Consider the following 25,578-nt stretch of genomic DNA (forward strand, 5'->3'; position numbering starts at 1 on the left):
TTATCCGCGAAGTTCGTAAACTTCAGGTTTTTGTGCTGCATGTGGATGCTCAGTGCCTCTGTAAGCTTTAAGTCTCAGCTTCATTTTCTCGCCTTGACGAGTTTTAGGAAGCATACCGTGAACAGCCAATTCCAACATACGCTCAGGCTTGTTCTTAACCATTTCTTGTGCAACCGTTACTTTCAGACCACCCGGATGCAGGGAGTGACGGTAGTATTTCTTGTTCTCCATTTTTTTACCGGTCAATACGATTTTTTCCGCATTGATTACAACAACAAAATCACCTGTGTCCACATGTGGTGTAAATTGTGGCTTGTGTTTGCCGCGAATCAACGCAGCCGCTTCGCTTGCCAGACGGCCGAGCGTTTTGCCTTCGGCATCAATGATGTGCCAGTTGCGCTCAACTTCATTTGGCTTCGCCATATACGTAGTACGCATGAAAAGTATCCTCCTTAAGTTCGTTAACAGAAATCATCATTTATCTTCGTTCGTTAAGTTGCTGCATTATTGATGGATTAGATGTTAATTTAAAGTGATTATCTTAATTGGGGCTGTGGGAAAGCCATTAAGAAAACACAACTTTTATATTACAGGATAACCATCAATTCCGCAAGGGTAAAATCAATGTTTTTTGATGTTTTCGTCGTACTCTACATTCCAGAGCGTTAAAGCGTGTCCAACGGCCGTAGGTCCAGCCTTTGAACGATTTTTCGCCTCCAAAATGGAAGGAATATCATCCGACGATTTTTTGCCTTCTCCCACTTCCAGCAAAGTACCCATAATAATCCGAACCATGTGCTGTAAAAATCCGCTACCTGTAATATAAGTATGGATAATTCCCTGATCATCCGAGCCCGGACGTGAAAAGGAATGGTCTACTGTCATATAGGCTTCGTAAATAGTGCGAACATGATTCGTCTTTTGGGAACGTCGAGATGCGAACGAAGTATAGTCAAAGGTGCCCACTAAATGAGCCAACCCTTCCTCCATCGCTCTTACATCCAGTCTCGTTGGATGATGGGCCTGTGTACGACGGTGAAAGATGTCCGGAAACCGGTTCGCATTAATACTGTACCGATATGTCTTCCGCTTCGCCATGCGGCGTGCATGAAAGGACAGTGGCACCTCTCTCGCATCCGTAACGATGATATCACGAGGCAACCAGGCATTAAGTGCCAGACACCAGCGCTGTAACGGAATCGGCGATTCAGTGTGAAAATTGAATACCTGCCCGTATGCATGTACACCTGCATCTGTACGGCCTGAGCCTGTAATTTTAAGACGCTCGCCCGTCAATGAGTAAATAGCATGTTCAAGGCAGTCCTGAATGGTGTTACCGTCAGGCTGCGTCTGAAAGCCATCATAGTGGGTTCCGTCATAGTTCACCTTCATGCACAAGTTCCGCATGTTTCTCACACCTTTATAGGGGTAGTCTCTGGCCTTACAAGGAATAACCGAACATAACAAAGGAGAAGTCCCTCAAGGACTCCTCCAAGAGAAAAAAAGGGTTGTTCAGAATCAAGCCGATTCTGTCCACCCTTCCCTCATCTTCGCCTGTCTACGCGCGGTCAACCAATTCCAGATATACCATTGGAGCGGCGTCGCCACGACGAGGTCCCAATTTCAAGATACGAGTGTATCCACCTGGACGCTCAGTGTAACGTGTAGCCAATTCGCTAAACAGCTTTTGGATTGCATCCTGCTCACCATCCAAAGTTTCACGGCGAACGAACGCAGCCACTTGACGACGTGCGTGCAGATCTCCTTTTTTCGCTTTGGTGATCAGTTTTTCAGCAATAGAACGAACTTCTTTCGCTTTAGCCTCAGTAGTTTGGATACGCTCATACAAGAACAGATCGGTTACCAAATCACGAAACAAAGCTTTACGGGCACTGGAGTTACGGCCCAATTTTTGGTATGCCATGTAATTTCCCCTCCTTCACAAAAACGTTGCTGTACTATTCTTCCGTACGAAGTCCTAAACCAAGTTCCTCAAGCTTCTCTTGTACTTCTTCCAAAGATTTGCGACCCAAGTTACGGACCTTCATCATATCTTCTTCAGATTTAGTCGTGAGTTCTTGTACCGTATTGATACCAGCGCGCTTAAGGCAGTTATAGGAACGGACGGAGAGATCCAGCTCTTCGATCGTCATTTCAAGAACTTTTTCTTTCTTGTCTTCTTCTTTTTCAACCATAATTTCAGCATCTTTTGCCTCGTCCGTGAGACCCACGAACAACATCACATGCTCGGTCAAAATTTTGGCTCCAAGGCTCACTGCTTCCTCGGGACGAATACTTCCGTCAGTCCAAACCTCAAGTGTCAGCTTGTCGTAATTCGTAACCTGGCCGACACGCGTATTTTCTACGCCGTAGTTCACGCGTGCAATCGGAGTGTAGATGGAGTCGACGGGAATGACGCCGATCGGCTGGTCATCACGTTTGTTCCGATCCTGCTTAACGTAACCGCGACCGCGATTGGCAAAAATACGCATGTGAAGTCTCGAACCCGGTCCGAGCGTAGCAATGTGAAGATCCGGATTAAGAATTTCCACATCACTATCCGCACGGATATCTCCTGCCGTTACAACTCCTTCGCCTTCCGCATCGATTTCGAGTACTTTCTCTTCATCCGAGTGGATTTTAAGCGATAAAGCTTTCAAGTTCAGAATGATCTCCGTTACGTCTTCCTTCACACCGGGAACCGTTGCAAACTCGTGCAGAACCCCATCGATCTGAACCGATGTGACTGCTGCCCCCGGTAACGAGGATAACAGAATACGGCGAAGCGAGTTACCCAACGTCGTACCGTATCCGCGTTCCAGCGGTTCTACTACGAATTTTCCATAGGTGCCATCATCATTGACGTCAACCGTCTCAATTTTCGGCTTTTCGATTTCTATCACTGCAATATCCCTCCTTCAAAACGTCGCTCCTATATGAAACATTCACCTTATCCATAGTCTATCATGCAGTATACCTAAACATCCATTCTTGGCAGTTTGTGCCGGATCTATACTACACGCAGAGGAGAAATCTCATTAGACGCGACGACGTTTTGGAGGACGGCATCCGTTATGAGGTACCGGAGTTACGTCTTTAATCAGGTTAACTTCCAAACCAGCAGCTTGCAAAGAGCGAATTGCTGCTTCGCGACCTGCACCAGGTCCTTTAACCATGACTTCGACAGTTTTCATGCCGTGTTCCATAGCAGCTTTAGCAGCAGTTTCTGCAGCCATTTGTGCTGCGAATGGAGTAGATTTACGGGAACCACGGAATCCCATGCCGCCTGAGCTGGCCCAAGAGATTGCGTTACCGTGTGGATCTGTGATCGTAACGATCGTGTTGTTGAACGTGGAACGGATGTGTGCCACGCCAGTCTCGATATTTTTACGGTCACGGCGTTTTGTACGTACAACTTTTTTCGGTTTAGCCATTGAATGTTATCCTCCCTTCTTATTTCTTTTTGTTCGCTACAGTCCGACGAGGACCTTTACGGGTACGAGCATTAGTTTTAGTACGTTGTCCGCGAACAGGCAATCCACGACGGTGACGAACACCACGGTAGCAGCCAATCTCAGTCAGACGTTTAATATTCAAGGAAATTTCACGACGCAAATCGCCTTCTACTTTAACTTCTTTGTCGATCGTTTCACGTAATTTGCTCACTTCATCTTCAGTCAAATCACGAACACGCGTGTTTGCACTGATGCCTGTTTCCTTCAAGATTTTCTGAGAAGTCGTTTTACCGATTCCGAAAATGTAAGTCAAGGCGATCTCAACGCGTTTGTCACGTGGCAAATCCACACCAGCTATACGAGCCATTTTACGCTACACCCCCTTCTATTAACCTTGTTTTTGTTTGTGTTTCGGATTTTCGCAAATAACCATTACATTCCCTTTGCGGCGAATGACTTTGCATTTTTCGCAAATAGGTTTTACAGAAGGTCTTACCTTCATGTTGATTACCTCCTCCAAGCTTTACCCTGGTAAAACTCGCTTCGTGAACATTCACATCGTTTTGCCGAGCAAAACAAGTTTTTTTAAATGACATACGTTTAATAAAAACCTGCATGAATTACTTGCGGTACGTTATACGGCCTTTGGTTAAATCGTAAGGCGATAACTGTACAACCACCTTGTCGCCTGTCAAAATACGGATAAAGTGCATCCGCAGCTTTCCGGAAACATGAGCAAGAATTTGATGACCGTTCTCCAGCTCTACCTTGAACGTAGCGTTCGGTAGTGGCTCGATTACCGTACCTTCAACCTCAATGACATCTTCTTTGGCCAAAGTCAGTCTCCTTTCTCTTCAGCTTGGTATTCGGACGAGTCCAGGAAAGTTTTCACTGCATGGCGCAGCTTTCCGTTCGTCACCCGACCGCTTTCGTTTAAACTGTTTACAATCTCGCTACTAATCTTTGGCTGAGGCACCAAATGAAGAACATTTTTCTTCTTCGCTTGATCAAACTTTCGTTTATCCCCATCCGCAATATATACAAACCTGCTATCTGCTACTGAAACGACAACCGCAATCTGTCCGGCACCTCTGCCCTTCAGAATCTTCACCAGCTGACCGATTTGCAGGTTTCCTTGCTGAATCATTCCAATCACCTACGCACTCAGTTTCGTGAAAATGTCCATGCCGCCCGTTTCGCACGTCACCGCTTGCTCGTTATGAGCACATGAGGTTACGTTCATCGTAACGACCGTCCAGTTGTCTTCCAGCGTCCCTACATGGTGAGAACCTATCTGAATCATAGATTCAATAGCCAGCCCAATGCCGGTTTTCAGCCTCGGCCCCTGCTCAGGAATACCACGGTTTGGATTCTCAATATATTGCCGAATGGCATGCGACATTGTAAACTGGCGAGTTTTCGCGATGATATCGCCTTTGTTTAACTTGCGTTTGCCGGGAAATCCGTGCACCAGTTGTTCGTTGACTGAAGCGCAAATGCTAGCAGGAAAACCGTTATAACCTTTAAAAGACGGCACAGCTCCCTGACTGCGAATATACCGATCAGCTAAATGATCAAGTTCACCGGTCGTAATACCGGGCTCGATGTGTCCTGCCAAGAGATGATCCGTCTCCGTATCTATTCTCTTAGCTTTCCTCATTAAGCTTGATTCCGTCCCCGACTTGCAAATGATCATTACAGCTAACCCCGCAACAAGGACACGATATTTTGGGAAACCACATCAATATCCTGTTCTCCGTCAATATGACGCAGAAGATTCTGGTTCTCATAAAACGTGAGGAGTGGTGCTGTTTTATTACTATATTCTTCAAGTCGTGTTCTTACGCTATCTTCATTATCGTCAGGACGCTGATAGAGTTCCCCACCGTCTTTATCGCAAATGCCTTCAACCTTAGGAGGATTAAAGACAATATGATAGCTAGTTCCGCAGCTTTTACAAACCCGCCGTCCTGTGATTCGTGCCAACAAGTTGTCACTATCCACTTTCAAGTTGATGACGTCATCTAGCTTCGTATTCAAACGACCCAAAATTTGATCCAAGGCTTCAGCTTGAGCCAAAGTTCTTGGAAAACCGTCCAGCAAGAACCCTTTCTTGCAATCTGGCTGTTGTAGCCGTTCTTCAACGATACCGATTGTTACGTCATCCGGAACAAGTTCACCCTTGTCGATATATTCTTTAGCTTTAATGCCAATAGGTGTTCCCTGTTTCATCGCTAGGCGAAAAGCATCACCTGTCGAGATATGAGGAATGCCGAATTCCTTCACAATGACATCTGCTTGTGTACCTTTACCAGCCCCCGGAGGGCCCATGATCAAAATATTCACAATCTGTCACTCCTCAAGACGACCCCTACACAAGAAACAGCACAAAAGGTGCCGGTAAGCATGCGAACATCCTAAGCCGGTACCTATTGCCTATTTGTTGATGAAGCCTTTGTAATGGCGTTTGATCAGTTGGCTTTCGATTTGCTTCATTGTATCCAATGCTACACCAATGATGATGAGCAATGAAGTACCGCCAATTTGCACGGAACGAGGCAAGCCCGAAAGCGAACCGAAGAATACCGGCAAAACGGATATGACTGCCAGAAACAAAGCTCCTGTCATTGTCAAACGTGACATTACTCGTGTCAAGTATTTCTCCGTGGCTTTACCCGGGCGAATTCCCGGAATATAACCGCCGTTTTTCTTCATATTGTCGGCCATTTGCTGCGGATTCATCTGTACAAAGGTATAGAAGAATGTGAAACCGATAATCATTACGACATACAAAACCATGCCCAGCGGCTTGTCATAGTACAAGTAAGTGGTAATCCACTTAGCCCAAGCATGATCTGCCCAGAAACTCGCAATAATTGTCGGGAATTGCAGCAATGATACCGCAAAGATTACCGGAATAACGCCTGCCGCATTAATTTTCATCGGAATATGCGTATTCTGGCCACCGTACATTTTGTTGCCAACTACACGTTTCGCGTATTGTACCGGGATTTTCCGAATACCTTGCTGGATGTAGATAACACCAACAATAATCAGAACAATCACCAGGGCAATTATAATTGCCTTCAGAATATTCATAAACAGCTGATCTGCCTGAATAAACTGAGATTCTACAACCGTCCGAATATGTCTTGGAATACCCGCAGCAATCCCTGCGAAGATAACAATAGAGATACCGTTGCCGATTCCCTTTTCAGTAATTTGCTCACCGAGCCACATAAGGAACGTAGTTCCTGCTGTAAGCACAATGGCAATAACCAGATAATCTGCAAAAGTGGCTCCTGGAATCATCGCTGCACCGTACAGTCGATTAAAGCCAATCGACGTTCCGAATGCTTGAATCAGGCCAAGTATTACCGTACCATAACGCGTAATTTGAGCCAACTTCTTTTTACCATGCTCTCCTTGTTTAGCCCATTCCGCAAGTTTCGGAATCACGTCCATTGACAGCAACTGTACAATGATGGACGCTGTAATATATGGCATAATCCCGAGGGCGAAGATCGAAAACTGATACAATGCGCCCCCTGAGAAGGTGTTAAGGAGTCCAAACAACTCGCTTCCTGCCTGATCCTGAGAAGTAAAGACTTGCTTATTCACGCCGGGAACCGGCACGAAGGAGCCAATACGATATACAAAGAGTATAAACAGGGTAAACAGGATTCGGGTTCTAAGATCCTCAACCCGCCATATATTTTTCAGGGTCTTGAACATTAGATCACCTCGGTTTTACCGCCGGCAGCTTCAATTTTCTCTACCGCAGATTGAGAGAACTTGTTCGCTTTAACTGTCAACTTCACAGTGATTTCACCGTTACCCAGAATTTTAATTCCGGATTTGGCGTTTTTCACAATGCCATTGTTCAGCAAAAACTCAGGGCTTACTTCTGTACCCGCTGCAAAACTGTTCAAATCTTCGATATTCAAAACCGCATACTCTTTACGAGTAGGATTTACGAAACCGCGTTTAGGCAAGCGACGATACAGTGGGTTTTGACCACCCTCGAAGCCCGGACGTACACCACCGCCGGAACGAGCGTTTTGACCTTTATGACCACGACCAGAAGTTTTACCCGTACCGCTACTAGGACCACGACCCAAACGTTTACGTTCTTTGCGGGAGCCTGGAGCTGGGGAAAGCTCATGTAACTTCATCGTTCGTTGCACCTCCTTGATTATTGTTAAAATACTTTATTTCTTAAGCCTCAATTTCTTTAACAGAAACCAAATGGCTAACTTGATTAATCATCCCGCGAATAGCTGCATTGTCGGGTTGAACTACTTTATGGTTGATTTTACGCAAGCCGAGCGTTTTAACAGTCGTTCTCTGATTACCAGGACGGCCGATCAACGAACGAACGAGGGTAATTTCTAATTTCGCCATGATATTCCCTCCTTAGCCCAGCAGCTCTTCGATGGATTTGCCGCGCAATTTTGCAACTTCTTCAGCGCGTTTCAAGCGGGACAAACCTTCCAAAGTCGCATTGACCATATTCATGGAATTCGAAGAACCCAAAGATTTTGTCAAGATATCACCTACACCAGCAAGTTCCAGTACAGCACGAACCGGACCACCAGCGATAACTCCAGTACCTTCCGATGCCGGTTTCAACAGAACCCGGCCAGCACCGAACTTACCTGTAACAAGGTGAGGAATTGTTGTTCCTACGAGTGGAACGTGAACCAGGTTTTTCTTAGCATCTTCAATACCTTTGCGAATTGCATCAGGTACTTCGCCAGCTTTACCGATTCCAGCGCCTACCCAGCCGTTGCCGTCGCCCACTACTACCAGAGCACTGAAGCTGAAACGGCGTCCGCCTTTGACAACTTTAGCTACACGATTAATATTTACTACTCTTTCAGTCAGTTCCAAAGTATTCGGATCTACACGCAAGTCGTTAACCTCCTTTTGAGAAATGTCTTAGAATTCAAGGCCTGCTTCGCGAGCTGCATCAGCCAAAGCTTGAATCCGTCCATGATACAAGTATCCACCACGGTCAAATACGATGTTAGCATGACCTTTTTCTTTCGCACGTTTAGCAACGAGTTCGCCAACTTTACGAGCTGCTTCTACACTACCACCGTTTTTGATTTCGCTGCTCAGTTCTTTATCCATAGTGGATGCAGATACCAATGTTACACCAGCTACATCATCAATCAGTTGTGCGTATATATGCTTGGAAGAACGGAACACGTTCAAACGAGGACGTACAGCCGTACCTTCGATTTTCTTACGTACACGCAGATGTCTTCTGACACGTGCTTTATTTTTATCTTGTTTTGTAATCATCTCAAGTTTTCACTCCCTTCAGTTTGCCTTTTAAAACTTTATACTAAGACGCACTGGGTAAAAAAGAAGTACGAAGTCTTTCCAGCAGAAAGACCGCACAAAGTCGGTAAGAAACTTATTTCTTCTTACCGGCTTTACCTTCTTTACGAATGATGCGCTCGCCTTCGTATTTAATCCCTTTACCTTTGTATGGTTCAGGTTCACGAACGGAACGAATTTTAGCAGCGTAGGCACCTACACGCTCTTTATCAATTCCGCGAACGATGATTTTAGTGTTCGAAGGAACTTCGAATTCGATGCCCGCTTCCGGTGTGATTTCAACCGGGTGAGAGTATCCAACGTTCAGAACGATTTTATCTCCGGATTTGCTTGCACGATATCCGACCCCAACCAGCTCCAGAGATTTTGAAAACCCTTCAGTTACACCACTTACCATGTTGTTGACAACGCTGCGGGTTGTTCCATGCAAAGAGCGGTGAAGTTTGTTGTCCGAAGGACGAACTACATTAATTTCATTGTTTTCCACAGTAACGGACATGTCTTTATGAAGCTCACGAGTCAATGTTCCTTTAGGACCTTTAACTGTGATTGCTGTGTTGTTCAAAGTCACGTCAACACCACTTGGTACTGTGATTGGTTTACGACCAATACGGGACATATCTGTTGCACCTCCTATCTTTTAAACGTTATCTTACCAAACGTAGCAAACAACTTCTCCGCCGGCTTTGGACTGACGCGCTTCTTTGTCAGTCATGATACCTTTGGATGTTGAAATGATTGCGATCCCGAGTCCACCCAGTACGCGTGGAATCTCATTGCTCTTCGTGTAAACGCGAAGACCTGGTTTACTGATTCTTTTCAAACCTGTAATAACACGCTCGTTGTTTGCACCGTATTTCAAGAAAATACGGATGATCCCTTGTTTGCTATCTTCAACAAATTCCGCATCACGAATGAATCCTTCACGTTTCAGGATGTCGGCGATTTGTTTTTTCATTGTAGATGCAGGCATTTCTACTGTTTCGTGACGAACTGTGTTCGCGTTACGAATACGAGTAAGCATATCTGCAATTGGATCAGACATAGTCATTGTGTATAAACCTCCTTCCCAAACAGGACTTTTTACCAGCTTGCTTTTTTCACGCCAGGAATCTGGCCTTTATAAGCTAATTCACGGAAGCAAATTCTGCAGATCTTAAACTTTTGCAGTACCGAATGTGGACGACCACAACGCTCGCAACGAGTGTAAGCACGAACTTTAAACTTTGGTGCGCGTTGTTGTTTGACTTTCATTGAAGTTTTTGCCACTTAGCCTGACACCTCCTAAATAGTTTCGGAGAACAGGGTGTCTTTAAAATCAGACGCCCGAAACGTTATGCCAACATTATTTTGCGAAAGGCATGCCCAGCTGAGTCAGAAGCTCACGGGACTCTTCGTCAGTTTTGGCAGTCGTTACGATAACGATGTCCATACCACGAACTTTATCAACTTGATCATACTCGATTTCCGGGAAGATCAACTGTTCTTTCAGACCAAGCGTGTAGTTACCACGTCCGTCAAAAGCTTTTGTCGATACACCATGGAAGTCACGTACGCGAGGAAGAGTAATGTTGAACAATTTGTCCAAGAAATAATACATACGCTCGCCACGAAGTGTTACCTTTACACCGATCGGCATGTTTTCACGCAATTTAAAACCTGCAATAGATTTTTTTGCGCGAGTGATTACTGGTTTTTGACCAGCGATCAGCTGCATGTCGTTGAGAGCTGAATCAAGTACTTTGGAGTTTTGGACTGCGTCGCCAACACCCATGTTGATTACAACTTTCTCGATTTTAGGCACTTGCATCACTGTTGTATAGTTGAACTTCTGCATCAAAGCAGGAGTGATTTCTTTCAAGAAACGTTCTTTCATTCTTGTTGTAGCCATGAATCATATACCTCCTTTCTTCAAAAAATAATTAGTCGATCACTTCGCCAGAACGTTTTGCAATGCGCACTTTTTTTCCGTTGTCCAAAACTTTGTAACCAACACGGGTTACTTTTCCGCTCTTCGGATCAATGTGCATAACGTTGGAAACGTGAATCGGAGCTTCTTTCTCGATGATGCCGCCTTGTGGATTCAACTGATTAGGCTTTTGGTGTTTTTTAATCATGTTAACACCTTCCACAAGCACACGGTTTTGACGAGGGTAAGCAGCGATAACGCGACCTTTTTTACCTTTATCTTTACCTGTAATCACCAGAACAGTGTCGTCTTTTTTGACGTGCAGCTTGTTGTTATGGGATTCCAGAACTTTTTTCACTTTTGGCATTTCGTACACCTCCTACGGGCACATTTTAAGGTGAGTTTAGATCACTTCCGGAGCCAAGGAAACGATTTTCATGAAGTCCTTGTCACGAAGTTCGCGAGCAACTGGTCCGAAAATACGAGTACCACGTGGGCTCTTGTCTTCTTTAACGACCACTGCTGCGTTTTCGTCAAATCCGATGTAGGAACCGTCTTTACGGCGGATAGAACGTTTAGTACGAACAACAACCGCTCTTACTACATCACCCTTTTTGACAACGCCGCCTGGTGTTGCTTGTTTTACGGAACAAACGATCAGGTCACCAATTTGAGCTGTACGACGTCCCGTACCACCGAGCACACGGATACACATCAGTTCCTTCGCGCCGGAATTGTCAGCTACAGTCAAACGTGTAAATGGTTGAATCATTTATTTATCCTCCTTTCGGAAAAACTACACTACATTAGATTATAACAGCTTTTTCAACGATTTCGACCAGTCTCCAGTTTTTGTCTTTGGACAAAGGGCGAGTTTCCATGATTTTAACAGTATCACCAATTTGTGCGGTGTTGTTTTCATCATGAGCTTTGAATTTCTTAGTTACTTTAATGCGTTTATGGTAGAGATCATGTTTTTTGTAAGTTTCTACAGCAATCACAATCGTTTTATCCATTTTGTCGCTGACTACTTTACCGACTAATACTTTACGGGCATTACGTTCGCTCATTGTTGGCCTCCTTCCTAATTACAGGCGGATTTTCCACCCGGTCTGATATCTTAGCTAATCCCAAGTTCTCTTTCACGGATCACAGTTTTAGCACGAGCAATTTCCTTACGCACAGCGCCGATCCGAGTCGGGTTATCAAGCTGACCGGTAGCGAGTTGAAAACGAAGGTTGAAAAGTTCTTCTTTAAAACCGGAGATCTTTTGTTCGATTTCAGCAGTGGTTAGGTTGCGGAATTCACTAGCCTTCATTTGCTTCACCACCCAATTCTTCACGTTTCACAAACTTAGTTTTGATTGGCAGTTTGTGAGCGGCAAGACGCATTGCTTCACGAGCAATCTCTTCCGGAACACCAGCAAGTTCGAACATAATCTTGCCTGGTTTCACTACTGCAACCCATTTTTCTACGTTACCTTTACCACTACCCATACGAACCTCAAGAGGCTTCTGAGTAATTGGTTTGTCAGGGAAAATTTTAATCCAAACCTTACCACCACGTTTGATGTAACGAGTCATCGCAATACGAGCAGCTTCGATTTGACGGTTAGTAATCCATGCAGGTTCAGTAGCTTGCAAACCGTACTCACCAAAGTTCAGTGTAGTACCGCCTTTTGCACGACCCTTCATATGACCACGTTGTTGTTTACGATGTTTTACGCGTTTTGGTACCAACATGATTAGTTGCCTCCTTCCTGAGGAGCTTGTTTCTTAGCTGGAGGAAGAACCTCTCCACGATAGATCCATACTTTTACGCCAAGACGACCGTAAGTAGTATGAGCTTCCGCTGTACCATAGTCAATGTCGGCACGAAGCGTATGCAGTGGAACTGTTCCTTCGCTGTACCCTTCGGAACGAGCGATTTCGGCACCGCCAAGACGTCCGCCTACTTGAGTTTTAATTCCTTTTGCTCCGGAACGCATAGTTCTTTGAATTGCTTGTTTCAAAGCACGACGGAAAGAAACACGACGTTCCAATTGTTGTGCAATGCTTTCAGCAACCAGAATTGCATCCAGTTCAGGATTTTTAATTTCAGAAATATTGATGTGTACCTTTTTACCGCCTGCGATTTTAGTAATTTCATTACGCAGATTTTCAACTTCGGAACCACCCTTACCGATAACCATACCTGGTTTCGCAGTGTGAATCGTTACGTTGACACGGTTAGCTGCTCTCTCGATTTCAACACGGGATACAGCGGAGTCTTTCAATCTTTTTTTCAGATGTTCACGAATTCTAACGTCTTCCAGCAAAAGATCACCGAAATCTTTGCCTGCATACCATTTGGATTCCCAATCACGGATAATACCGATTCGGAGTCCGACGGGATTTACCTTTTGGCCCACACGTTTTCCCTCCTTATTTTTCAGATACCACCAGAGTAATATGACTGGTGCGTTTGTTGATGCGACTTGCACGACCCATTGCACGCGGGCGGAATCGTTTCATTGTAGGACCTTGGTTTACAAAAACCTGAGATACTACCAATTTATTTACGTCCAAAGAGTAGTTGTGATCTGCATTTGCAATCGCAGAATTCAACAATTTCTCAACGACTGGAGAAGCGGACTTTGGAGTGTGACGAAGAATTGCGATCGCCTCACCAACCTGCTTACCGCGAATCAAATCGATAACAAGTTTCACTTTGCGAGCAGAAATCCGTACGGACTTAGCATGTGCTTTTGCTTCCATTGAGTTTACCTCCTCTCAAACACTACGCTGTGTTGATTATCTTCTTGTTTTCTTATCGTCATCCGTATGGCCTTTGTACGTACGTGTTGGAGCAAATTCGCCCAATTTGTGTCCGACCATATCTTCCGTTACGTATACTGGCACGTGTTTACGACCATCATATACACCAAACGTATGTCCGATAAATTGCGGGAAAATCGTAGAGCGACGGGACCAAGTTTTGATTACCACTTTTTTGTCCGACTCATTCAAAACCTCTACTTTTTTCAACAAGTAACCATCAATGAATGGTCCTTTTTTGAGACTGCGACCCATTTATGAATCCTCCCTTCGTTAAAACGTAGTCGTTCCTTAATATGTTAACGTGCGACTTAAGCGCACGTTTTATTACTTAGTACGACGACGAACGATGTACTTATCAGATGCTTTACCTTTTTTACGTGTCTTGTAACCAAGGGTTGGTTTACCCCATGGAGACATTGGAGATTTACGTCCGATTGGAGCGCGACCTTCACCACCACCGTGTGGGTGATCGTTAGGGTTCATTACAACACCACGAACTTCAGGACGTTGTCCCAACCAGCGACTACGACCAGCTTTACCGATTTTCACCAGTTCGTGGTCTTCGTTACCTACAGAACCGATTGTAGCGCGGCAAACTTTCAGAATGCGGCGAACTTCACCAGAAGTCAAACGAATTGTAACATACTTTTCTTCTTTACCAAGAAGTTGGGCTTCCGTACCAGCGGCGCGAACGAGTTGGCCACCTTTACCCGGTTTCAATTCGATGTTGTGGATAACCGTACCTACTGGAATGTTTTCCAACGGCAAGGAGTTACCGATTTTGATATCGGAACCTGCACCGGATACCACTTCGTCTCCTACTTTCAGACCTTTAGGAGCAATGATGTAACGTTTTTCACCATCCACATAGTGGATAAGTGCGATGTTGGACGTACGGTTTGGATCATATTCGATCGTAGCAACGCGGCCCGGTATTCCATCTTTGTTACGTTTGAAGTCAATAATGCGGTATTTACGTTTGTGTCCGCCGCCTTGATGACGAACTGTAATTTTACCTTGGTTATTGCGTCCAGCTTGCTTGCTCAGAGGTGCCAGCAACGATTTCTCGGGCTGATTAGTTGTAATCTCCTCGAAAGTAGATACAGACATAGCACGTCTGGCCGGGGACGTTGGTTTATACTTTTTAATTGGCACTGAGTTTCCCTCCTTACTTTACAGTTTCAATTATACCGTTTCAAAAAACTCAAGCGGCTTACTGTCTTTGCTCAGCGTTACGAACGCTTTTTTCCACTCGCTCGTATAGCCGGAATGACGTCCGTAGCGTTTTGGTTTTGCAGGAACACGAAGCGTATTTACGTTACTTACTTTCACGTTAAAAATGGCTTCGATTGCTTTTTTAACTTCGACTTTGTTAGAACGAATGTCAACCTCGAAAACGTATTTCAAGTCATTCATCATACCAGCCGTACGTTCGGTGATAACCGGACGTTTGATAATATCACGAGGATCCTTCATTACGCGAGCACCTCCTCTACCTTCTGAACTGCTTCCTTCGTAATGATCAGTTTGTCGTGTCCGAGCACATCAAGAACATTAATGCCGTCTGCGGCTACAAACTTCACACCAGGAATATTACGAGCGGACAGTGCTACATTATCATCATAGCTAGGAGCTACAATCAATGCTTTACGATCAGCTTTAAGGTTATTCAAAATGGCTGCGAATTCTTTCGTTTTAGGTCCGTTCAGTGTAAGAGCGTCCAATACGATAATTTCATTCTCAATCACTTTGGATGACAACGCCGATTTGATCGCCAGACGACGAACTTTTTTAGGCAATTTGTAAGCATAGCTGCGTGGAGTCGGACCGAATACAGTACCGCCACCAACCCATTGCGGTGCACGGATCGAACCTTGACGAGCGCGGCCAGTACCTTTTTGTTTCCAAGGTTTACGTCCGCCACCACGTACTTCAGAACGTCCTTTTACTTTGTGAGTACCTTGACGCAGGGAAGCCAATTGCATAACAACAGCGTCATGAAGAACGTGCTTATTCGGCTCGATACCGAACACTGCGTCGTTCAATTCAATTTCACCAACTTGGCTGCCGCTAATATTAAATAGTGCTACTTTTGGCATTTCGTGTTCCTCCTTTCTTCAGTTGTTTATTTTTTCACCGTTTCTAATACTTTAACGAAGCTATTTTTAGGTCCTGGAATGGAACCTTTCACGAGCAATACATTACGTTCTGTATCGATCTTAACAACTTCAAGACGTTGGATCGTTACCGTTTCATGCCCCATGTGTCCTGGAAGGTGTTTACCTTTAGGAACGCGGTTAGCTTGAATGGAACCCATAGAACCTGGACCTCTGTGGTAACGCGATCCGTGTGCCATTGGTCCGCGGCTTTGTCCCCAACGTTTGATAACGCCGGCAAAACCTTTACCTTTAGAAATACCTGTTACGTCAACGAACTCGCCTTCTGTGAAGACATCAGCCTTCAGTTCTTGGCCAACCTCGTACGCAGCAAGGTCGATGCCACGAAGTTCACGAACGTAGCGCTTAGGTGCAGTATTTGCTTTTTTCGCATGTCCTGCTTCAGGTTTGTTGGATCTTTTTTCTTTCTTATCAGAGAAACCGAGTTGGATAGCTTCGTATCCATCGTTTTCCAGATCTTTCTTTTGCAGAACAACACAAGGACCTGCTTCGATAACCGTAACAGCAAGTACGTTACCTTCAGGGGTAAACACTTGAGTCATTCCGAGTTTTTTTCCTAAGATACCTTTCATGTTGACACCTCATTTCTTTTCCTAATTACATATTACAATTTAATTTCGATATCTACACCGGACGGCAGGTCCAAGCGCATCAAGGCATCCACAGTTTGTGGAGTCGGGTTAACAATGTCGATCAAACGCTTGTGTGTGCGCATTTCGAACTGTTCCCGAGAATCCTTGTACTTGTGTACCGCACGGAGAATAGTAATGATTTGTTTTTCAGTTGGCAGCGGAATTGGCCCGGATACACCTGCGCCCGAACGTTTAGCTGTTTCAACAATTTTCTCAGCGGATTGATCAAGAATTCTATGATCGTAAGCTTTCAAACGAATACGAATTTTTTGCTTTGCCATTTTAGTCCCTCCTTCTATCGCCCAATTTGGTATCGGACATACTCCGTGAAAATTTTCCGACAGCCCTCCCATGGCAAAGGGGCCGGGTGTGTCAGTAACCTCTCACATCATCGCACAGTCACAAACAACATTAGTTATTATATCGAATAGTTCTGCCTATTGCAAGCAAAAACGAAAAAACAATGCATCTTATTTTCAAAAGATACAGTTGTGCTCGCAGCTCGCGATTTTTCCCAAGAGAAAAGCCCCCGCACCAGGGCAGGGGCTCGTTTAGCTTCGTTCCAATACAACGTTACTCGTTCCAGTACACTGTTACTCTATTTAAAGGCTAAAGCCTTCTTATTTGGAGATTGTCGCTACGGCACCAGCGCCAACTGTACGTCCACCTTCACGAATAGAGAACTTAGTTCCTTCTTCGATAGCGATCGGGTTGATCAGTTGAACAGTAACCGTGATGTTGTCACCAGGCATTACCATTTCAGAACCTTCTGGCAAAGTAATGATACCAGTTACGTCAGTTGTACGGAAGTAGAACTGTGGACGGTAACCAGTGAAGAAAGGTTTGTGACGTCCGCCTTCTTCTTTAGTCAAAACGTAGATTTGAGCAGAAAATTCTGTATGTGGGTTAACAGAACCTGGTTTAGCCAATACTTGGCCACGCTCGATTTGTGCACGATCTACACCGCGAAGCAGTGCGCCGATGTTGTCACCAGCTTGAGCGGAATCAAGCAATTTACGGAACATTTCTACGCCTGTTACTACGGATTTACGGGATTCTTCTTGAATACCGATGATTTCGATTTCGTCGCCCACTTTAACTGTACCACGCTCTACACGGCCTGTAGCAACTGTACCACGACCAGTGATGGAGAATACGTCCTCGACAGGCATAAGGAAAGGCTTGTCAGTGTCGCGTTCTGGAGTTGGGATGTAAGTGTCGATTGTTTCGAACATTTCAACGATTTTCTTAGCCCAGTCGCCATCTGGGTTTTGCAGTGCTTCACGAGCGGAACCGCGAGTGATTGGAGTGTCGTCGCCTGGGAAGTCATACTCGCTCAGCAAGTCGCGAACTTCCATTTCAACCAATTCCAGCAACTCTTCGTCTTCAACCATGTCGCATTTGTTCAGGAATACAACGATGTAAGGAACACCAACTTGGCGGGACAACAGGATGTGCTCACGAGTTTGCGGCATTGGGCCGTCAGCTGCGGATACAACCAGGATCGCTCCGTCCATTTGTGCAGCACCAGTGATCATGTTTTTAACATAGTCGGCGTGACCTGGGCAGTCAACGTGTGCATAGTGACGGTTAGGTGTTTCATATTCCACGTGTGCAGTGGAGATTGTGATACCGCGTTCGCGCTCTTCTGGAGCTTTATCGATTTGATCGAATGCTACAGCAGCACCACCGTAAGTTTTGGACAATACAGTTGTGATTGCAGCAGTCAAAGTAGTTTTACCATGATCGACGTGACCAATAGTACCGATATTAACGTGCGGTTTGTTACGTTCAAACTTAGCCTTTGCCATTTGAACAATTCCTCCTCAATAACTTGTTTTATTTTAGGCTGCCGGATGCCTTTTTGGTAAAACCTTAAGCATACCGGTCAGCTGATACATTGTATTACTCGCCGCCTTTGGTTTTGGCAACGATCTCTTCAGCAATGCTCTTCGGTACTTCTTCATAATGAGAGAGTTCCATGGAGAACACGCCGCGTCCTTGTGTACCGGAGCGAAGTGTAGTCGAGTATCCGAACATTTCGGACAAAGGTACCTTCGCACGAATGATTTGAGCTCCACTGCGGGAATCCATACCTTCAATCCGACCACGACGGGAGTTCAACATACCCATTACGTCACCCATATATTCCTCAGGAACCGTTACTTCAACTTTCATAATCGGCTCGAGCAATACTGGTTTACATTTGTCTTTCGCTGCTTTCAGCGCCATTGATCCGGCAATTTTAAATGCCATTTCATTGGAATCGACATCATGGTATGATCCGTCCACGATTGTAGCTTTAACGTCCACAAGCGGAAAGCCTGCGATAACGCCGTTTTTCATTTGTTCCTCAATACCAGCAAGAGCAGGAGCGATGTACTCTCTAGGAACAGAGCCGCCGACTACCTTACTTTCGAATTGACTACCAGTACCTGGCTCGAGCGGTTCGAACTCAACCCATACGTGACCATATTGACCACGACCACCGGACTGACGAACGAATTTACCTTCGACACGTGCTGGAGCACGGAACGTTTCACGGTAAGCAACCTGTGGTTTACCCACATTTGTTTCTACCTTGAACTCACGACGCATACGGTCAATGATGATGTCCAAGTGAAGCTCACCCATACCCGCCAAGATGGTTTGACCTGTTTCTTCGTTAGTATGAGCGCGAAGAGTTGGATCCTCTTCAGTCAACTTACCGAGAGCTACAGACATTTTATCTTGGTCAGCTTTGGTTTTAGGCTCAACCGCGATTTCGATAACCGGATCAGGGAAGTTCATGGACTCGAGAATAACAGGACTCTTCTCATCACACAGTGTATCACCTGTACCTGTATCTTTCAAACCTACGGCAGCTGCAATATCACCAGAGTAAACTACAGTGATTTCTTGACGACTGTTCGCATGCATTTGAAGAATACGTCCGATACGTTCGCGTTTACCTTTTGTTGCATTCAATACGTAAGAACCGGATTGAAGAACACCGGAGTATACGCGGAAGAATGTCAACTTACCAACGTAAGGATCCGTCATGATTTTGAATGCCAATGCGGAGAATGGCTCTTCATCGGAAGAGTGACGTTCAACTTCCGTACCGTCTTCCAAATGCCCTTGAATACTTGGCACATCAATAGGAGCCGGCAAATAGTCGAGAACAGCATCCAACATCAGCTGAACACCTTTATTGCGGTAAGAAGATCCACAGATAACTGGGAAGATTTTAACTTCTACAACACCTTTACGGAGAGCGGCTTTAATTTCGGCAACCGAAATTTCTTCGCCTTCCAGGTATTTCATTGTCAATTCTTCGTCCAGTTCAGCAACCTTCTCGATCAATTCATTACGAAGTTCTTCAACTTGATCTTTGAATTCCGCAGGAACTTCTACTTCTTCGATATCTTGACCAAGATCATCTTTGTACATATGAGCTTTTTGTTCAACGATATCGATAATACCAGTAAAATCATTTTCTGCGCCGATTGGCAATTGAATCGCAACTGCGTTCGCTTGAAGGCGATCACGCATGTCAGAGACAACATTCAGGAAGTCGGCACCAATGATATCCATTTTGTTTACATATGCGATCCGTGGAACGCCGTAGCGATCAGCCTGTCTCCATACGGTTTCGGACTGAGGCTCAACGCCTTCTTTCGCACTGAAAACACCAACTGCTCCGTCCAATACACGAAGGGAACGTTCAACTTCAACAGTGAAGTCAACGTGCCCCGGGGTGTCGATGATATTGACGCGGTGACCTTTCCAGGCAGCGGTCGTCGCAGCGGAAGTAATCGTGATTCCGCGCTCTTGTTCTTGTTCCATCCAATCCATTGTCGCAGCGCCTTCGTGAACTTCACCGATTTTGTGCGTACGGCCTGTGTAGAACAAGATCCGCTCTGTTGTTGTGGTTTTACCCGCGTCAATATGAGCCATGATCCCGATATTACGTGTATTTTTCAAGGAGAACTCTCTTGCCATGAAATGGGTCTCCCTTCAAAATTGAAGTTATTTTTTTGAGCTGAATCCTACCAACGATAGTGAGCAAACGCTTTGTTCGCTTCAGCCATTTTGTGCGTGTCTTCACGTTTTTTCACGGAAGCGCCTGTGTTGTTGGAAGCATCAATAATTTCAGCCGCCAAACGCTCTTCCATGGTTTTCTCACCGCGGTTGCGGGAGTAGTTTACGAGCCAACGTAATCCCAGGGACGTACGTCTTTCTGGTTTTACCTCGATTGGTACTTGGTAGTTGGCACCGCCGACACGGCGTGCTTTAACTTCCAGGACTGGCATGATATTCTTGATAGCTGCTTCAAAAACTTCCATCGGGTCATTCCCCGTACGTTCTTGGATAAGCTTGAACGCATTGTACAGAATGCTTTGAGCAACGCCTCGTTTTCCGTCGAGCATGATGCGGTTGATCAAGCGGGTAACCAACTTGCTGTTGTATACCGGATCTGGCAACACGTCTCTTTTGGTAACTGGACCTTTGCGTGGCATGGATATCCCCCTTTCTTACATGTTAAACCGACATACGCGGTTTATATTCATTAGGATTTTTTAGCTTTAGGGCGTTTTGCGCCGTATTTGGAACGAGCTTGCATGCGGTTGTTTACGCCTGCAGTATCCAAAGCACCGCGAACGATGTGGTAACGCACACCCGGAAGGTCTTTTACACGACCGCCGCGAATCAGCACTACGCTGTGTTCTTGAAGGTTATGTCCAATACCTGGAATGTAAGCAGTCACCTCTACACGGTTCGTCAAGCGAACACGAGCATATTTACGAAGTGCGGAGTTTGGTTTTTTCGGAGTCATAGTACCTACACGAGTGCACACTCCGCGTTTTTGCGGGGCACTGATGTCGGTAGCTTCACGTTTCAAGGCATTAAAACCTTTTTGCAAAGCCGGTGATTTCGATTTCTCGATTTTGGCTTGACGTCCTTTACGAACCAGTTGGTTAATAGTTGGCATGTTGGTTGCCACCCCCTTCCTCAATTTTTGCTGTTACTTTACAAACCTTATCTAAGCCCACAGACCCAGGCGGTTCATAAAAGAACAAATGAAAAGTCTTTGCCGCCAAGAATAACAATTCCTTAGACAAAAACGTTCCTTACCCTATTGTTTTACGATAGCAGCCATTGCGGCTCCCACTTCAATCCCACATGCAGCTCCGAGATTTTTCATTGTGTCTACGAGAGTCACTTTGACTCCTTGCTTGTTGCACAAAGCAATGATGTTGGAAGTGAGACGCTGATCTGCGTCTTCTGCCACATATACTTCTGAGGCAAAGCCCAATTCTACCATACGAATGGTTTGTTTGGTACCGATTTTGACATGAGCATCTTGCAGTCCTTGTTCTTTAGACATATCTCATTCCTCCGAAAAGACCCAATAGCATATAGGCTGCTCACGCACCTTTGCTATATTAGCATTGACTATAAGTAATGTCAAGACAATTATAAACTATAATTCATTTAAACAGAATAGTACGATTCATTTTTGAAAAGCACCGGAGCACCGTCTGCTGTAGCTTTTATGCAAAGCTTATGTCTACGGTGTTCCGGCAATCATACTATTTTTATATTACTCGGCCGAAATTGGTTCGAGCTCCTCAGATGGAGACTGCCCCTCTTCCGGTTGGGCAAATTTCACGCTACGGTAACGGTTCATACCTGTTCCCGCAGGAATCAATTTACCAATAATTACGTTCTCTTTCAGTCCAAGCAACTGATCGACCTTGCCTTTAATAGCTGCATCAGTCAGGACACGAGTAGTTTCCTGGAAGGAGGCTGCTGACAAGAAGGAGTCAGTTTCCAGAGATGCCTTGGTAATACCGAGCAGTACCGGCTTGGCTACCGCTGGTTCTTGGCCGCTGAGAATCGCTATCTTGTTTGCATTTTCATACTCATGGACATCAACAAAGGAGCCTGGAAGTAAGATCGTGTCGCCCGCATCAATGATACGGATTTTACGCAACATTTGACGAATCATAACTTCTACGTGCTTGTCGTTGATTTCTACGCCCTGGTTCCGGTATACGCGTTGAACTTCCTGAAGGATATAGTTCTGTACCCCGCGAATACCTTTAATACGCAGCATTTCTTTAGGATCAATCGAACCATCCGTCAGTTCGTCCCCAGCTTCAACAGTCATACCTTCGCTTACGCGCAGGCGAGAACCATACGTTACTGAGTATGTTTTCGTTTCGGCTTCACCCTGAATGTCGATCTCACGGCGGTCTTTACCTTCACGAACTTCTTTAACTGTACCGTCAATTTCACTAATAGTTGCCTGACCCTTAGGATTACGTGCTTCAAAAAGCTCCTGTATACGAGGCAAACCTTGTGTAATATCGTCACCCGCTACGCCGCCTGTGTGGAACGTACGCATAGTAAGCTGTGTTCCTGGCTCACCGATGGATTGTGCAGCGATGATACCAACTGCTTCACCAATCTCAACGTGTTTACCAGTAGCCAGATTGCGACCGTAACATTTCTTGCAGACGCCATGTTTAGCACGGCAACTTAGTACAGAACGAATCTGAACTTTGTGTACACCAGCTTTAACAATCGCTTCAGCTTTATCGGAGTCAATCAATTCGTTACGTCTAGCCAAAATCTCGCCAGTCTCAGGATGACGTACTGTTTCAAAGCAATAGCGACCTTCCAGACGGTCATAGAGATCCTCAATTACTTCTTTACCGTCCTGGATACGACTTACTGTGAAGCCTTTATCCGTTCCGCAGTCTTCTTCGCGCACGATAACATCCTGTGCCACATCTACGAGACGACGAGTCAGGTAACCGGAGTCAGCCGTACGAAGGGCTGTATCCGCCAAACCTTTACGCGCTCCGTGAGTGGAGATGAAGTACTCGAGTACTGTCAGACCTTCACGGAAGTTTGATTTGATTGGGAGTTCGATAATACGTCCGGATGGATTGGCCATCAGACCACGCATACCGCCGAGCTGAGTAATCTGTGATTTGTTACCCCGCGCTTTGGAGTCTACCATCATCATGATGGAGTTGTAGCGATCCATGGACTTCATCAATACTTCGGTAATATCATCTTTCGCTTTAGACCAAATGTCGATAATCCGGTCATAGCGTTCTTCATTCGTAATTAGACCACGACGATACTGATTCGTCACAACTTGCGCTTTATCTTCGGATCCCTTAAGAATCTCTTGTTTTTCCACTGGCACGATTACGTCCGATACAGCAACGGTTACCCCTGCACGAGTGGAATACGTAAAGCCAAGCTGCTTGATTTTATCCAGAATTACAGCTGTTTCTGTTGTATGGTAAGTCTCAAAACAACGGGCAATGATATTACCAAGGTAATCCTTGCCTACCCCACTAGCTTGCGGAGCGTTTTGAATGGCTTCTGTAAGATTTACACCCTTCTCGTAAACAAAGAACTCCTCCGCAGTACCATAAAGCAGGTTCGCACGGGTAGCATCATTGATGTACGGGAAGCTTGCCGGGAAAATTTCATTAAAGATAATTTTACCAACCGTTGTGATCAACATCGCTTCCTGTTGTTTTTCCGTAAAGCTCGTTTTATTCAAAGCTTTAACCGGAATAGCTACACGAGCATGAAGTCCAGCTGTACCACGTTGGTAAGCCGATATAGCTTCATTCATGTTGCGAAGGATCATATTGCTTCCTTCTTCTTCTTTGTTATCCATAGTCAGATAGAAAGAACCAAGAACCATATCCTGGGAAGGTGTAACAACTGGCTTGCCGTCTTTCGGATTCAAAATGTTCCCGGATGCTAGCATAAGCAAACGAGCTTCAGCTTGGGCTTCCGCAGACAACGGAACGTGAACAGCCATTTGGTCACCGTCAAAGTCGGCATTATATGCAGTACATACGAGCGGATGCAGACGAATCGCACGGCCTTCAACCAAAATCGGTTCGAACGCCTGGATACCGAGTCTATGCAGCGTAGGGGCACGGTTCAGAAGAACTGGATGCTCCTTGATTACTTCTTCCAGCACATCCCATACTTCTGCACTCACACGCTCTACTTTACGCTTCGCGCTCTTGATATTGTGCGCCAAACCTTTGTTCACCAGTTCCTTCATAACAAAAGGTTTGAACAGTTCCAGTGCCATTTCTTTTGGCAAACCGCATTGATACATTTTCAAGTACGGGCCTACAACGATAACGGAACGACCAGAGTAGTCAACACGTTTTCCGAGCAAGTTCTGACGGAAACGTCCTTGTTTACCTTTCAGCATGTGGCTGAGGGATTTCAAAGGACGGTTACCTGGACCTGTAACAGGACGACCACGACGACCATTATCAATCAAGGCGTCAACAGCTTCCTGCAACATCCGTTTTTCATTTTGCACGATAATATCTGGCGCACCTAGATCTAACAACCGTTTCAGACGGTTATTACGGTTAATAACACGACGATACAAGTCGTTAAGGTCAGAGGTAGCGAAACGACCACCATCCAACTGTACCATCGGACGAAGCTCAGGAGGAATAACAGGAAGTACATCCATGATCATCCAATCCGGTTGGTTGCCGGAGTTACGGAATGCCTCAATAACTTCAAGGCGTTTGATCGCACGGTTACGACGTTGTCCTTGAGCTGTACGCAGCTCTTCTTTCAAGAATTCTAATTCTTTGTCTATATCCAAATCTTGAAGAAGCTTTTTAACCGCTTCAGCACCCATACCTGCCTGGAAGCCATAGCCGTATTTCTCACGGTAGCTACGGTATTCTTTCTCGGACAGGAGTTGCTTTTTCTCCAAAGGCGTATCTCCTGGATCGGTTACAACATAAGATGCGAAGTAAATGATCTCTTCCAGAGATCTTGGAGACATATCAAGAGCAAGACCCATACGACTTGGAATGCCTTTAAAGTACCAAATGTGCGATACAGGAGCAGCCAACTCAATATGGCCCATACGCTCACGGCGAACCTTAGCGCGAGTAACTTCTACTCCACAACGGTCACAGACAACACCTTTATAGCGTACACGTTTGTACTTACCGCAATGACATTCCCAGTCTTTCGTAGGTCCGAAAATTTTCTCGCAAAATAGTCCTTCTTTTTCCGGTTTAAGCGTACGATAGTTAATCGTCTCCGGTTTTTTGACTTCTCCGCGGGACCAAGAACGAATCTTTTCGGGGGAAGCAAGCCCGATTTTCATATATTCGAAATTGTTAACGTCCAACAAGGAGCAACCCTCCTTAACCAAATCCTGAGTTTTTA

At 45.3% G+C, this 25,578-nt stretch carries 39 protein-coding genes; all 39 read right to left on the reverse strand.

The window, feature by feature from the left end:
• The 39 genes from rplM to rpoC all read right to left on the reverse strand — a co-directional run bounded on the left by rplM (position 1) and on the right by rpoC (position 25,543).
• On the reverse strand, positions 1 to 438 hold the full coding sequence (gene rplM / locus ACYCSE_RS05925) for a 50S ribosomal protein L13 (RefSeq protein WP_013312141.1): 438 nt from the start codon (positions 436 to 438) through the stop codon (positions 1 to 3).
• Positions 439 to 621: 183 nt separating this feature from the next.
• On the reverse strand, positions 622 to 1,407 hold the full coding sequence (gene truA, locus ACYCSE_RS05930; RefSeq protein WP_061831400.1) for a tRNA pseudouridine(38-40) synthase TruA: 786 nt from the start codon (positions 1,405 to 1,407) through the stop codon (positions 622 to 624).
• 151 nt (positions 1,408 to 1,558) lie between these two features.
• A complete protein-coding gene (gene rplQ / locus ACYCSE_RS05935) occupies positions 1,559 to 1,924 on the reverse strand; it encodes a 50S ribosomal protein L17 (RefSeq protein ID WP_013312143.1) in 366 nt (121 codons plus the stop codon).
• Between the two features lie 34 nt (positions 1,925 to 1,958).
• Positions 1,959 to 2,903: a DNA-directed RNA polymerase subunit alpha gene (locus ACYCSE_RS05940; RefSeq protein WP_007432558.1), complete on the reverse strand. Its 945-nt coding sequence runs from the start codon at positions 2,901 to 2,903 to the stop codon at positions 1,959 to 1,961.
• A gap of 135 nt (positions 2,904 to 3,038) precedes the next feature.
• Complete coding sequence (gene rpsK / locus ACYCSE_RS05945) at positions 3,039 to 3,434, reverse strand: 30S ribosomal protein S11 (protein WP_013312144.1); 396 nt, start codon at positions 3,432 to 3,434, stop codon at positions 3,039 to 3,041.
• A 19-nt stretch (positions 3,435 to 3,453) separates the two neighbouring features.
• Positions 3,454 to 3,822 carry a 30S ribosomal protein S13 gene (gene rpsM / locus ACYCSE_RS05950; protein WP_007432560.1) on the reverse strand — a complete coding sequence of 123 codons (369 nt, stop codon included), beginning with the start codon at positions 3,820 to 3,822 and terminating at the stop codon, positions 3,454 to 3,456.
• A gap of 21 nt (positions 3,823 to 3,843) precedes the next feature.
• Positions 3,844 to 3,957: a 50S ribosomal protein L36 gene (gene rpmJ, locus ACYCSE_RS05955; protein WP_003333770.1), complete on the reverse strand. Its 114-nt coding sequence runs from the start codon at positions 3,955 to 3,957 to the stop codon at positions 3,844 to 3,846.
• Positions 3,958 to 4,075: 118 nt separating this feature from the next.
• Positions 4,076 to 4,291: a translation initiation factor IF-1 gene (gene infA / locus ACYCSE_RS05960; RefSeq protein ID WP_006212898.1), complete on the reverse strand. Its 216-nt coding sequence runs from the start codon at positions 4,289 to 4,291 to the stop codon at positions 4,076 to 4,078.
• 2 nt (positions 4,292 to 4,293) lie between these two features.
• Positions 4,294 to 4,602 carry a KOW domain-containing RNA-binding protein gene (locus ACYCSE_RS05965; protein ID WP_013312145.1) on the reverse strand — a complete coding sequence of 103 codons (309 nt, stop codon included), beginning with the start codon at positions 4,600 to 4,602 and terminating at the stop codon, positions 4,294 to 4,296.
• Between the two features lie 9 nt (positions 4,603 to 4,611).
• Positions 4,612 to 5,151, reverse strand: coding sequence for a M24 family metallopeptidase (locus ACYCSE_RS05970; protein ID WP_061831399.1), 540 nt, complete (start codon positions 5,149 to 5,151; stop codon positions 4,612 to 4,614).
• Between the two features lie 5 nt (positions 5,152 to 5,156).
• A complete protein-coding gene (locus ACYCSE_RS05975; protein ID WP_061831398.1) occupies positions 5,157 to 5,801 on the reverse strand; it encodes an adenylate kinase in 645 nt (214 codons plus the stop codon).
• A gap of 90 nt (positions 5,802 to 5,891) precedes the next feature.
• Positions 5,892 to 7,190, reverse strand: coding sequence for a preprotein translocase subunit SecY (gene secY / locus ACYCSE_RS05980; RefSeq protein ID WP_061831397.1), 1,299 nt, complete (start codon positions 7,188 to 7,190; stop codon positions 5,892 to 5,894).
• On the reverse strand, positions 7,190 to 7,630 hold the full coding sequence (gene rplO, locus ACYCSE_RS05985; RefSeq protein WP_013312149.1) for a 50S ribosomal protein L15: 441 nt from the start codon (positions 7,628 to 7,630) through the stop codon (positions 7,190 to 7,192). Before rplO ends, secY begins: the two co-directional genes overlap by 1 nt.
• A 43-nt stretch (positions 7,631 to 7,673) precedes the next feature.
• Positions 7,674 to 7,859 (reverse strand): 50S ribosomal protein L30, encoded by a 186-nt coding sequence (gene rpmD / locus ACYCSE_RS05990; RefSeq protein ID WP_013312150.1) that lies wholly within the window; start codon positions 7,857 to 7,859, stop codon positions 7,674 to 7,676.
• A gap of 12 nt (positions 7,860 to 7,871) precedes the next feature.
• Positions 7,872 to 8,369, reverse strand: a complete 498-nt coding sequence (rpsE, locus tag ACYCSE_RS05995; RefSeq protein ID WP_013312151.1) for a 30S ribosomal protein S5 — start codon at positions 8,367 to 8,369, stop codon at positions 7,872 to 7,874.
• 27 nt (positions 8,370 to 8,396) lie between these two features.
• A complete protein-coding gene (gene rplR / locus ACYCSE_RS06000; protein WP_007432568.1) occupies positions 8,397 to 8,765 on the reverse strand; it encodes a 50S ribosomal protein L18 in 369 nt (122 codons plus the stop codon).
• 115 nt (positions 8,766 to 8,880) lie between these two features.
• The gene (rplF, locus tag ACYCSE_RS06005; protein WP_013312152.1) at positions 8,881 to 9,423 is read right to left on the reverse strand and encodes a 50S ribosomal protein L6; all 543 of its coding nucleotides are present in this window, start codon (positions 9,421 to 9,423) and stop codon (positions 8,881 to 8,883) included.
• Between the two features lie 33 nt (positions 9,424 to 9,456).
• Positions 9,457 to 9,855, reverse strand: coding sequence for a 30S ribosomal protein S8 (gene rpsH, locus ACYCSE_RS06010; protein ID WP_007432570.1), 399 nt, complete (start codon positions 9,853 to 9,855; stop codon positions 9,457 to 9,459).
• Between the two features lie 32 nt (positions 9,856 to 9,887).
• The gene (locus ACYCSE_RS06015) at positions 9,888 to 10,073 is read right to left on the reverse strand and encodes a type Z 30S ribosomal protein S14 (RefSeq protein WP_010348808.1); all 186 of its coding nucleotides are present in this window, start codon (positions 10,071 to 10,073) and stop codon (positions 9,888 to 9,890) included.
• A gap of 76 nt (positions 10,074 to 10,149) precedes the next feature.
• Positions 10,150 to 10,695: a 50S ribosomal protein L5 gene (gene rplE / locus ACYCSE_RS06020; RefSeq protein WP_007432571.1), complete on the reverse strand. Its 546-nt coding sequence runs from the start codon at positions 10,693 to 10,695 to the stop codon at positions 10,150 to 10,152.
• Positions 10,696 to 10,726: 31 nt separating this feature from the next.
• Positions 10,727 to 11,080: a 50S ribosomal protein L24 gene (rplX, locus tag ACYCSE_RS06025; RefSeq protein ID WP_013312155.1), complete on the reverse strand. Its 354-nt coding sequence runs from the start codon at positions 11,078 to 11,080 to the stop codon at positions 10,727 to 10,729.
• A 36-nt stretch (positions 11,081 to 11,116) separates the two neighbouring features.
• On the reverse strand, positions 11,117 to 11,485 hold the full coding sequence (rplN, locus tag ACYCSE_RS06030) for a 50S ribosomal protein L14 (RefSeq protein WP_007432573.1): 369 nt from the start codon (positions 11,483 to 11,485) through the stop codon (positions 11,117 to 11,119).
• 34 nt (positions 11,486 to 11,519) lie between these two features.
• On the reverse strand, positions 11,520 to 11,783 hold the full coding sequence (gene rpsQ / locus ACYCSE_RS06035; protein ID WP_007432574.1) for a 30S ribosomal protein S17: 264 nt from the start codon (positions 11,781 to 11,783) through the stop codon (positions 11,520 to 11,522).
• Between the two features lie 50 nt (positions 11,784 to 11,833).
• Entirely contained in the window at positions 11,834 to 12,031 is a 198-nt protein-coding gene (rpmC, locus tag ACYCSE_RS06040) for a 50S ribosomal protein L29 (RefSeq protein ID WP_007432575.1), read from the reverse strand.
• Positions 12,021 to 12,455 (reverse strand): 50S ribosomal protein L16, encoded by a 435-nt coding sequence (gene rplP, locus ACYCSE_RS06045; RefSeq protein ID WP_007432576.1) that lies wholly within the window; start codon positions 12,453 to 12,455, stop codon positions 12,021 to 12,023. The genes rpmC and rplP overlap by 11 nt, the downstream gene beginning before the upstream one ends.
• A 2-nt stretch (positions 12,456 to 12,457) precedes the next feature.
• A complete protein-coding gene (gene rpsC / locus ACYCSE_RS06050) occupies positions 12,458 to 13,123 on the reverse strand; it encodes a 30S ribosomal protein S3 (protein ID WP_013312156.1) in 666 nt (221 codons plus the stop codon).
• Positions 13,124 to 13,136: 13 nt separating this feature from the next.
• Positions 13,137 to 13,469, reverse strand: a complete 333-nt coding sequence (rplV, locus tag ACYCSE_RS06055) for a 50S ribosomal protein L22 (RefSeq protein ID WP_013312157.1) — start codon at positions 13,467 to 13,469, stop codon at positions 13,137 to 13,139.
• A gap of 36 nt (positions 13,470 to 13,505) precedes the next feature.
• Positions 13,506 to 13,784, reverse strand: coding sequence for a 30S ribosomal protein S19 (rpsS, locus tag ACYCSE_RS06060; protein ID WP_007432579.1), 279 nt, complete (start codon positions 13,782 to 13,784; stop codon positions 13,506 to 13,508).
• Positions 13,785 to 13,856: 72 nt separating this feature from the next.
• Positions 13,857 to 14,687: a 50S ribosomal protein L2 gene (gene rplB, locus ACYCSE_RS06065; RefSeq protein WP_013312158.1), complete on the reverse strand. Its 831-nt coding sequence runs from the start codon at positions 14,685 to 14,687 to the stop codon at positions 13,857 to 13,859.
• Positions 14,688 to 14,717: 30 nt separating this feature from the next.
• Positions 14,718 to 15,008 (reverse strand): 50S ribosomal protein L23, encoded by a 291-nt coding sequence (rplW, locus tag ACYCSE_RS06070; protein ID WP_013312159.1) that lies wholly within the window; start codon positions 15,006 to 15,008, stop codon positions 14,718 to 14,720.
• On the reverse strand, positions 15,008 to 15,631 hold the full coding sequence (gene rplD, locus ACYCSE_RS06075; protein WP_013312160.1) for a 50S ribosomal protein L4: 624 nt from the start codon (positions 15,629 to 15,631) through the stop codon (positions 15,008 to 15,010). The genes rplW and rplD overlap by 1 nt, the downstream gene beginning before the upstream one ends.
• A gap of 26 nt (positions 15,632 to 15,657) precedes the next feature.
• Positions 15,658 to 16,281: a 50S ribosomal protein L3 gene (gene rplC, locus ACYCSE_RS06080; protein ID WP_013312161.1), complete on the reverse strand. Its 624-nt coding sequence runs from the start codon at positions 16,279 to 16,281 to the stop codon at positions 15,658 to 15,660.
• A gap of 32 nt (positions 16,282 to 16,313) precedes the next feature.
• Positions 16,314 to 16,622, reverse strand: coding sequence for a 30S ribosomal protein S10 (rpsJ, locus tag ACYCSE_RS06085; RefSeq protein WP_005544556.1), 309 nt, complete (start codon positions 16,620 to 16,622; stop codon positions 16,314 to 16,316).
• Between the two features lie 339 nt (positions 16,623 to 16,961).
• Positions 16,962 to 18,152: an elongation factor Tu gene (gene tuf / locus ACYCSE_RS06090; RefSeq protein WP_023990558.1), complete on the reverse strand. Its 1,191-nt coding sequence runs from the start codon at positions 18,150 to 18,152 to the stop codon at positions 16,962 to 16,964.
• 94 nt (positions 18,153 to 18,246) lie between these two features.
• Positions 18,247 to 20,325, reverse strand: a complete 2,079-nt coding sequence (gene fusA, locus ACYCSE_RS06095; protein ID WP_029514491.1) for an elongation factor G — start codon at positions 20,323 to 20,325, stop codon at positions 18,247 to 18,249.
• Positions 20,326 to 20,372: 47 nt separating this feature from the next.
• Positions 20,373 to 20,843 carry a 30S ribosomal protein S7 gene (gene rpsG / locus ACYCSE_RS06100; protein WP_007432586.1) on the reverse strand — a complete coding sequence of 157 codons (471 nt, stop codon included), beginning with the start codon at positions 20,841 to 20,843 and terminating at the stop codon, positions 20,373 to 20,375.
• 50 nt (positions 20,844 to 20,893) lie between these two features.
• On the reverse strand, positions 20,894 to 21,316 hold the full coding sequence (gene rpsL, locus ACYCSE_RS06105) for a 30S ribosomal protein S12 (protein ID WP_007432587.1): 423 nt from the start codon (positions 21,314 to 21,316) through the stop codon (positions 20,894 to 20,896).
• A 144-nt stretch (positions 21,317 to 21,460) separates the two neighbouring features.
• A complete protein-coding gene (locus ACYCSE_RS06110; protein ID WP_007432588.1) occupies positions 21,461 to 21,712 on the reverse strand; it encodes a ribosomal L7Ae/L30e/S12e/Gadd45 family protein in 252 nt (83 codons plus the stop codon).
• Between the two features lie 216 nt (positions 21,713 to 21,928).
• Positions 21,929 to 25,543, reverse strand: a complete 3,615-nt coding sequence (rpoC, locus tag ACYCSE_RS06115; protein WP_029514492.1) for a DNA-directed RNA polymerase subunit beta' — start codon at positions 25,541 to 25,543, stop codon at positions 21,929 to 21,931.
• Between the last annotated feature and the right edge of the window lie 35 nt (positions 25,544 to 25,578).

The sequence above is a fragment of the Paenibacillus sp. SEL1 genome, assembly GCF_054602535.1.

Bases quoted from the DNA above. Each gene is read 5' to 3' on its own strand.
- rplM (WP_013312141.1), bottom strand. From the start codon at position 438: ATGCGTACTACGTATATGGCGAAGCCAAATGAAGTTGAGCGCAACTGG.
- truA (WP_061831400.1), bottom strand. From the start codon at position 1,407: ATGCGGAACTTGTGCATGAAGGTGAACTATGACGGAACCCACTATGAT.
- rplQ (WP_013312143.1), bottom strand. From the start codon at position 1,924: ATGGCATACCAAAAATTGGGCCGTAACTCCAGTGCCCGTAAAGCTTTG.
- rpsK (WP_013312144.1), bottom strand. From the start codon at position 3,434: ATGGCTAAACCGAAAAAAGTTGTACGTACAAAACGCCGTGACCGTAAA.
- rpsM (WP_007432560.1), bottom strand. From the start codon at position 3,822: ATGGCTCGTATAGCTGGTGTGGATTTGCCACGTGACAAACGCGTTGAG.
- rpmJ (WP_003333770.1), bottom strand. From the start codon at position 3,957: ATGAAGGTAAGACCTTCTGTAAAACCTATTTGCGAAAAATGCAAAGTC.
- ACYCSE_RS05965 (WP_013312145.1), bottom strand. From the start codon at position 4,602: ATGATTCAGCAAGGAAACCTGCAAATCGGTCAGCTGGTGAAGATTCTG.
- ACYCSE_RS05970 (WP_061831399.1), bottom strand. From the start codon at position 5,151: ATGATCATTTGCAAGTCGGGGACGGAATCAAGCTTAATGAGGAAAGCT.
- secY (WP_061831397.1), bottom strand. From the start codon at position 7,190: ATGTTCAAGACCCTGAAAAATATATGGCGGGTTGAGGATCTTAGAACC.
- rplO (WP_013312149.1), bottom strand. From the start codon at position 7,630: ATGAAGTTACATGAGCTTTCCCCAGCTCCAGGCTCCCGCAAAGAACGT.
- rpmD (WP_013312150.1), bottom strand. From the start codon at position 7,859: ATGGCGAAATTAGAAATTACCCTCGTTCGTTCGTTGATCGGCCGTCCT.
- rplR (WP_007432568.1), bottom strand. From the start codon at position 8,765: ATGATTACAAAACAAGATAAAAATAAAGCACGTGTCAGAAGACATCTG.
- rplF (WP_013312152.1), bottom strand. From the start codon at position 9,423: ATGTCCCGTATTGGTCGTAAACCAATCACAGTACCAAGTGGTGTTGAC.
- rpsH (WP_007432570.1), bottom strand. From the start codon at position 9,855: ATGACTATGTCTGATCCAATTGCAGATATGCTTACTCGTATTCGTAAC.
- rplE (WP_007432571.1), bottom strand. From the start codon at position 10,695: ATGGCTACAACAAGAATGAAAGAACGTTTCTTGAAAGAAATCACTCCT.
- rplX (WP_013312155.1), bottom strand. From the start codon at position 11,080: ATGCCAAAAGTGAAAAAAGTTCTGGAATCCCATAACAACAAGCTGCAC.
- rplN (WP_007432573.1), bottom strand. From the start codon at position 11,485: ATGATTCAACCATTTACACGTTTGACTGTAGCTGACAATTCCGGCGCG.
- rpsQ (WP_007432574.1), bottom strand. From the start codon at position 11,783: ATGAGCGAACGTAATGCCCGTAAAGTATTAGTCGGTAAAGTAGTCAGC.
- rpmC (WP_007432575.1), bottom strand. From the start codon at position 12,031: ATGAAGGCTAGTGAATTCCGCAACCTAACCACTGCTGAAATCGAACAA.
- rplP (WP_007432576.1), bottom strand. From the start codon at position 12,455: ATGTTGGTACCAAAACGCGTAAAACATCGTAAACAACAACGTGGTCAT.
- rplV (WP_013312157.1), bottom strand. From the start codon at position 13,469: ATGGAAGCAAAAGCACATGCTAAGTCCGTACGGATTTCTGCTCGCAAA.
- rpsS (WP_007432579.1), bottom strand. From the start codon at position 13,784: ATGGGTCGCAGTCTCAAAAAAGGACCATTCATTGATGGTTACTTGTTG.
- rplW (WP_013312159.1), bottom strand. From the start codon at position 15,008: ATGAAGGATCCTCGTGATATTATCAAACGTCCGGTTATCACCGAACGT.
- rplD (WP_013312160.1), bottom strand. From the start codon at position 15,631: ATGCCAAAAGTAGCACTATTTAATATTAGCGGCAGCCAAGTTGGTGAA.
- rplC (WP_013312161.1), bottom strand. From the start codon at position 16,281: ATGAAAGGTATCTTAGGAAAAAAACTCGGAATGACTCAAGTGTTTACC.
- rpsJ (WP_005544556.1), bottom strand. From the start codon at position 16,622: ATGGCAAAGCAAAAAATTCGTATTCGTTTGAAAGCTTACGATCATAGA.
- tuf (WP_023990558.1), bottom strand. From the start codon at position 18,152: ATGGCAAAGGCTAAGTTTGAACGTAACAAACCGCACGTTAATATCGGT.
- fusA (WP_029514491.1), bottom strand. From the start codon at position 20,325: ATGGCAAGAGAGTTCTCCTTGAAAAATACACGTAATATCGGGATCATG.
- rpsG (WP_007432586.1), bottom strand. From the start codon at position 20,843: ATGCCACGCAAAGGTCCAGTTACCAAAAGAGACGTGTTGCCAGATCCG.
- rpsL (WP_007432587.1), bottom strand. From the start codon at position 21,316: ATGCCAACTATTAACCAACTGGTTCGTAAAGGACGTCAAGCCAAAATC.
- ACYCSE_RS06110 (WP_007432588.1), bottom strand. From the start codon at position 21,712: ATGTCTAAAGAACAAGGACTGCAAGATGCTCATGTCAAAATCGGTACC.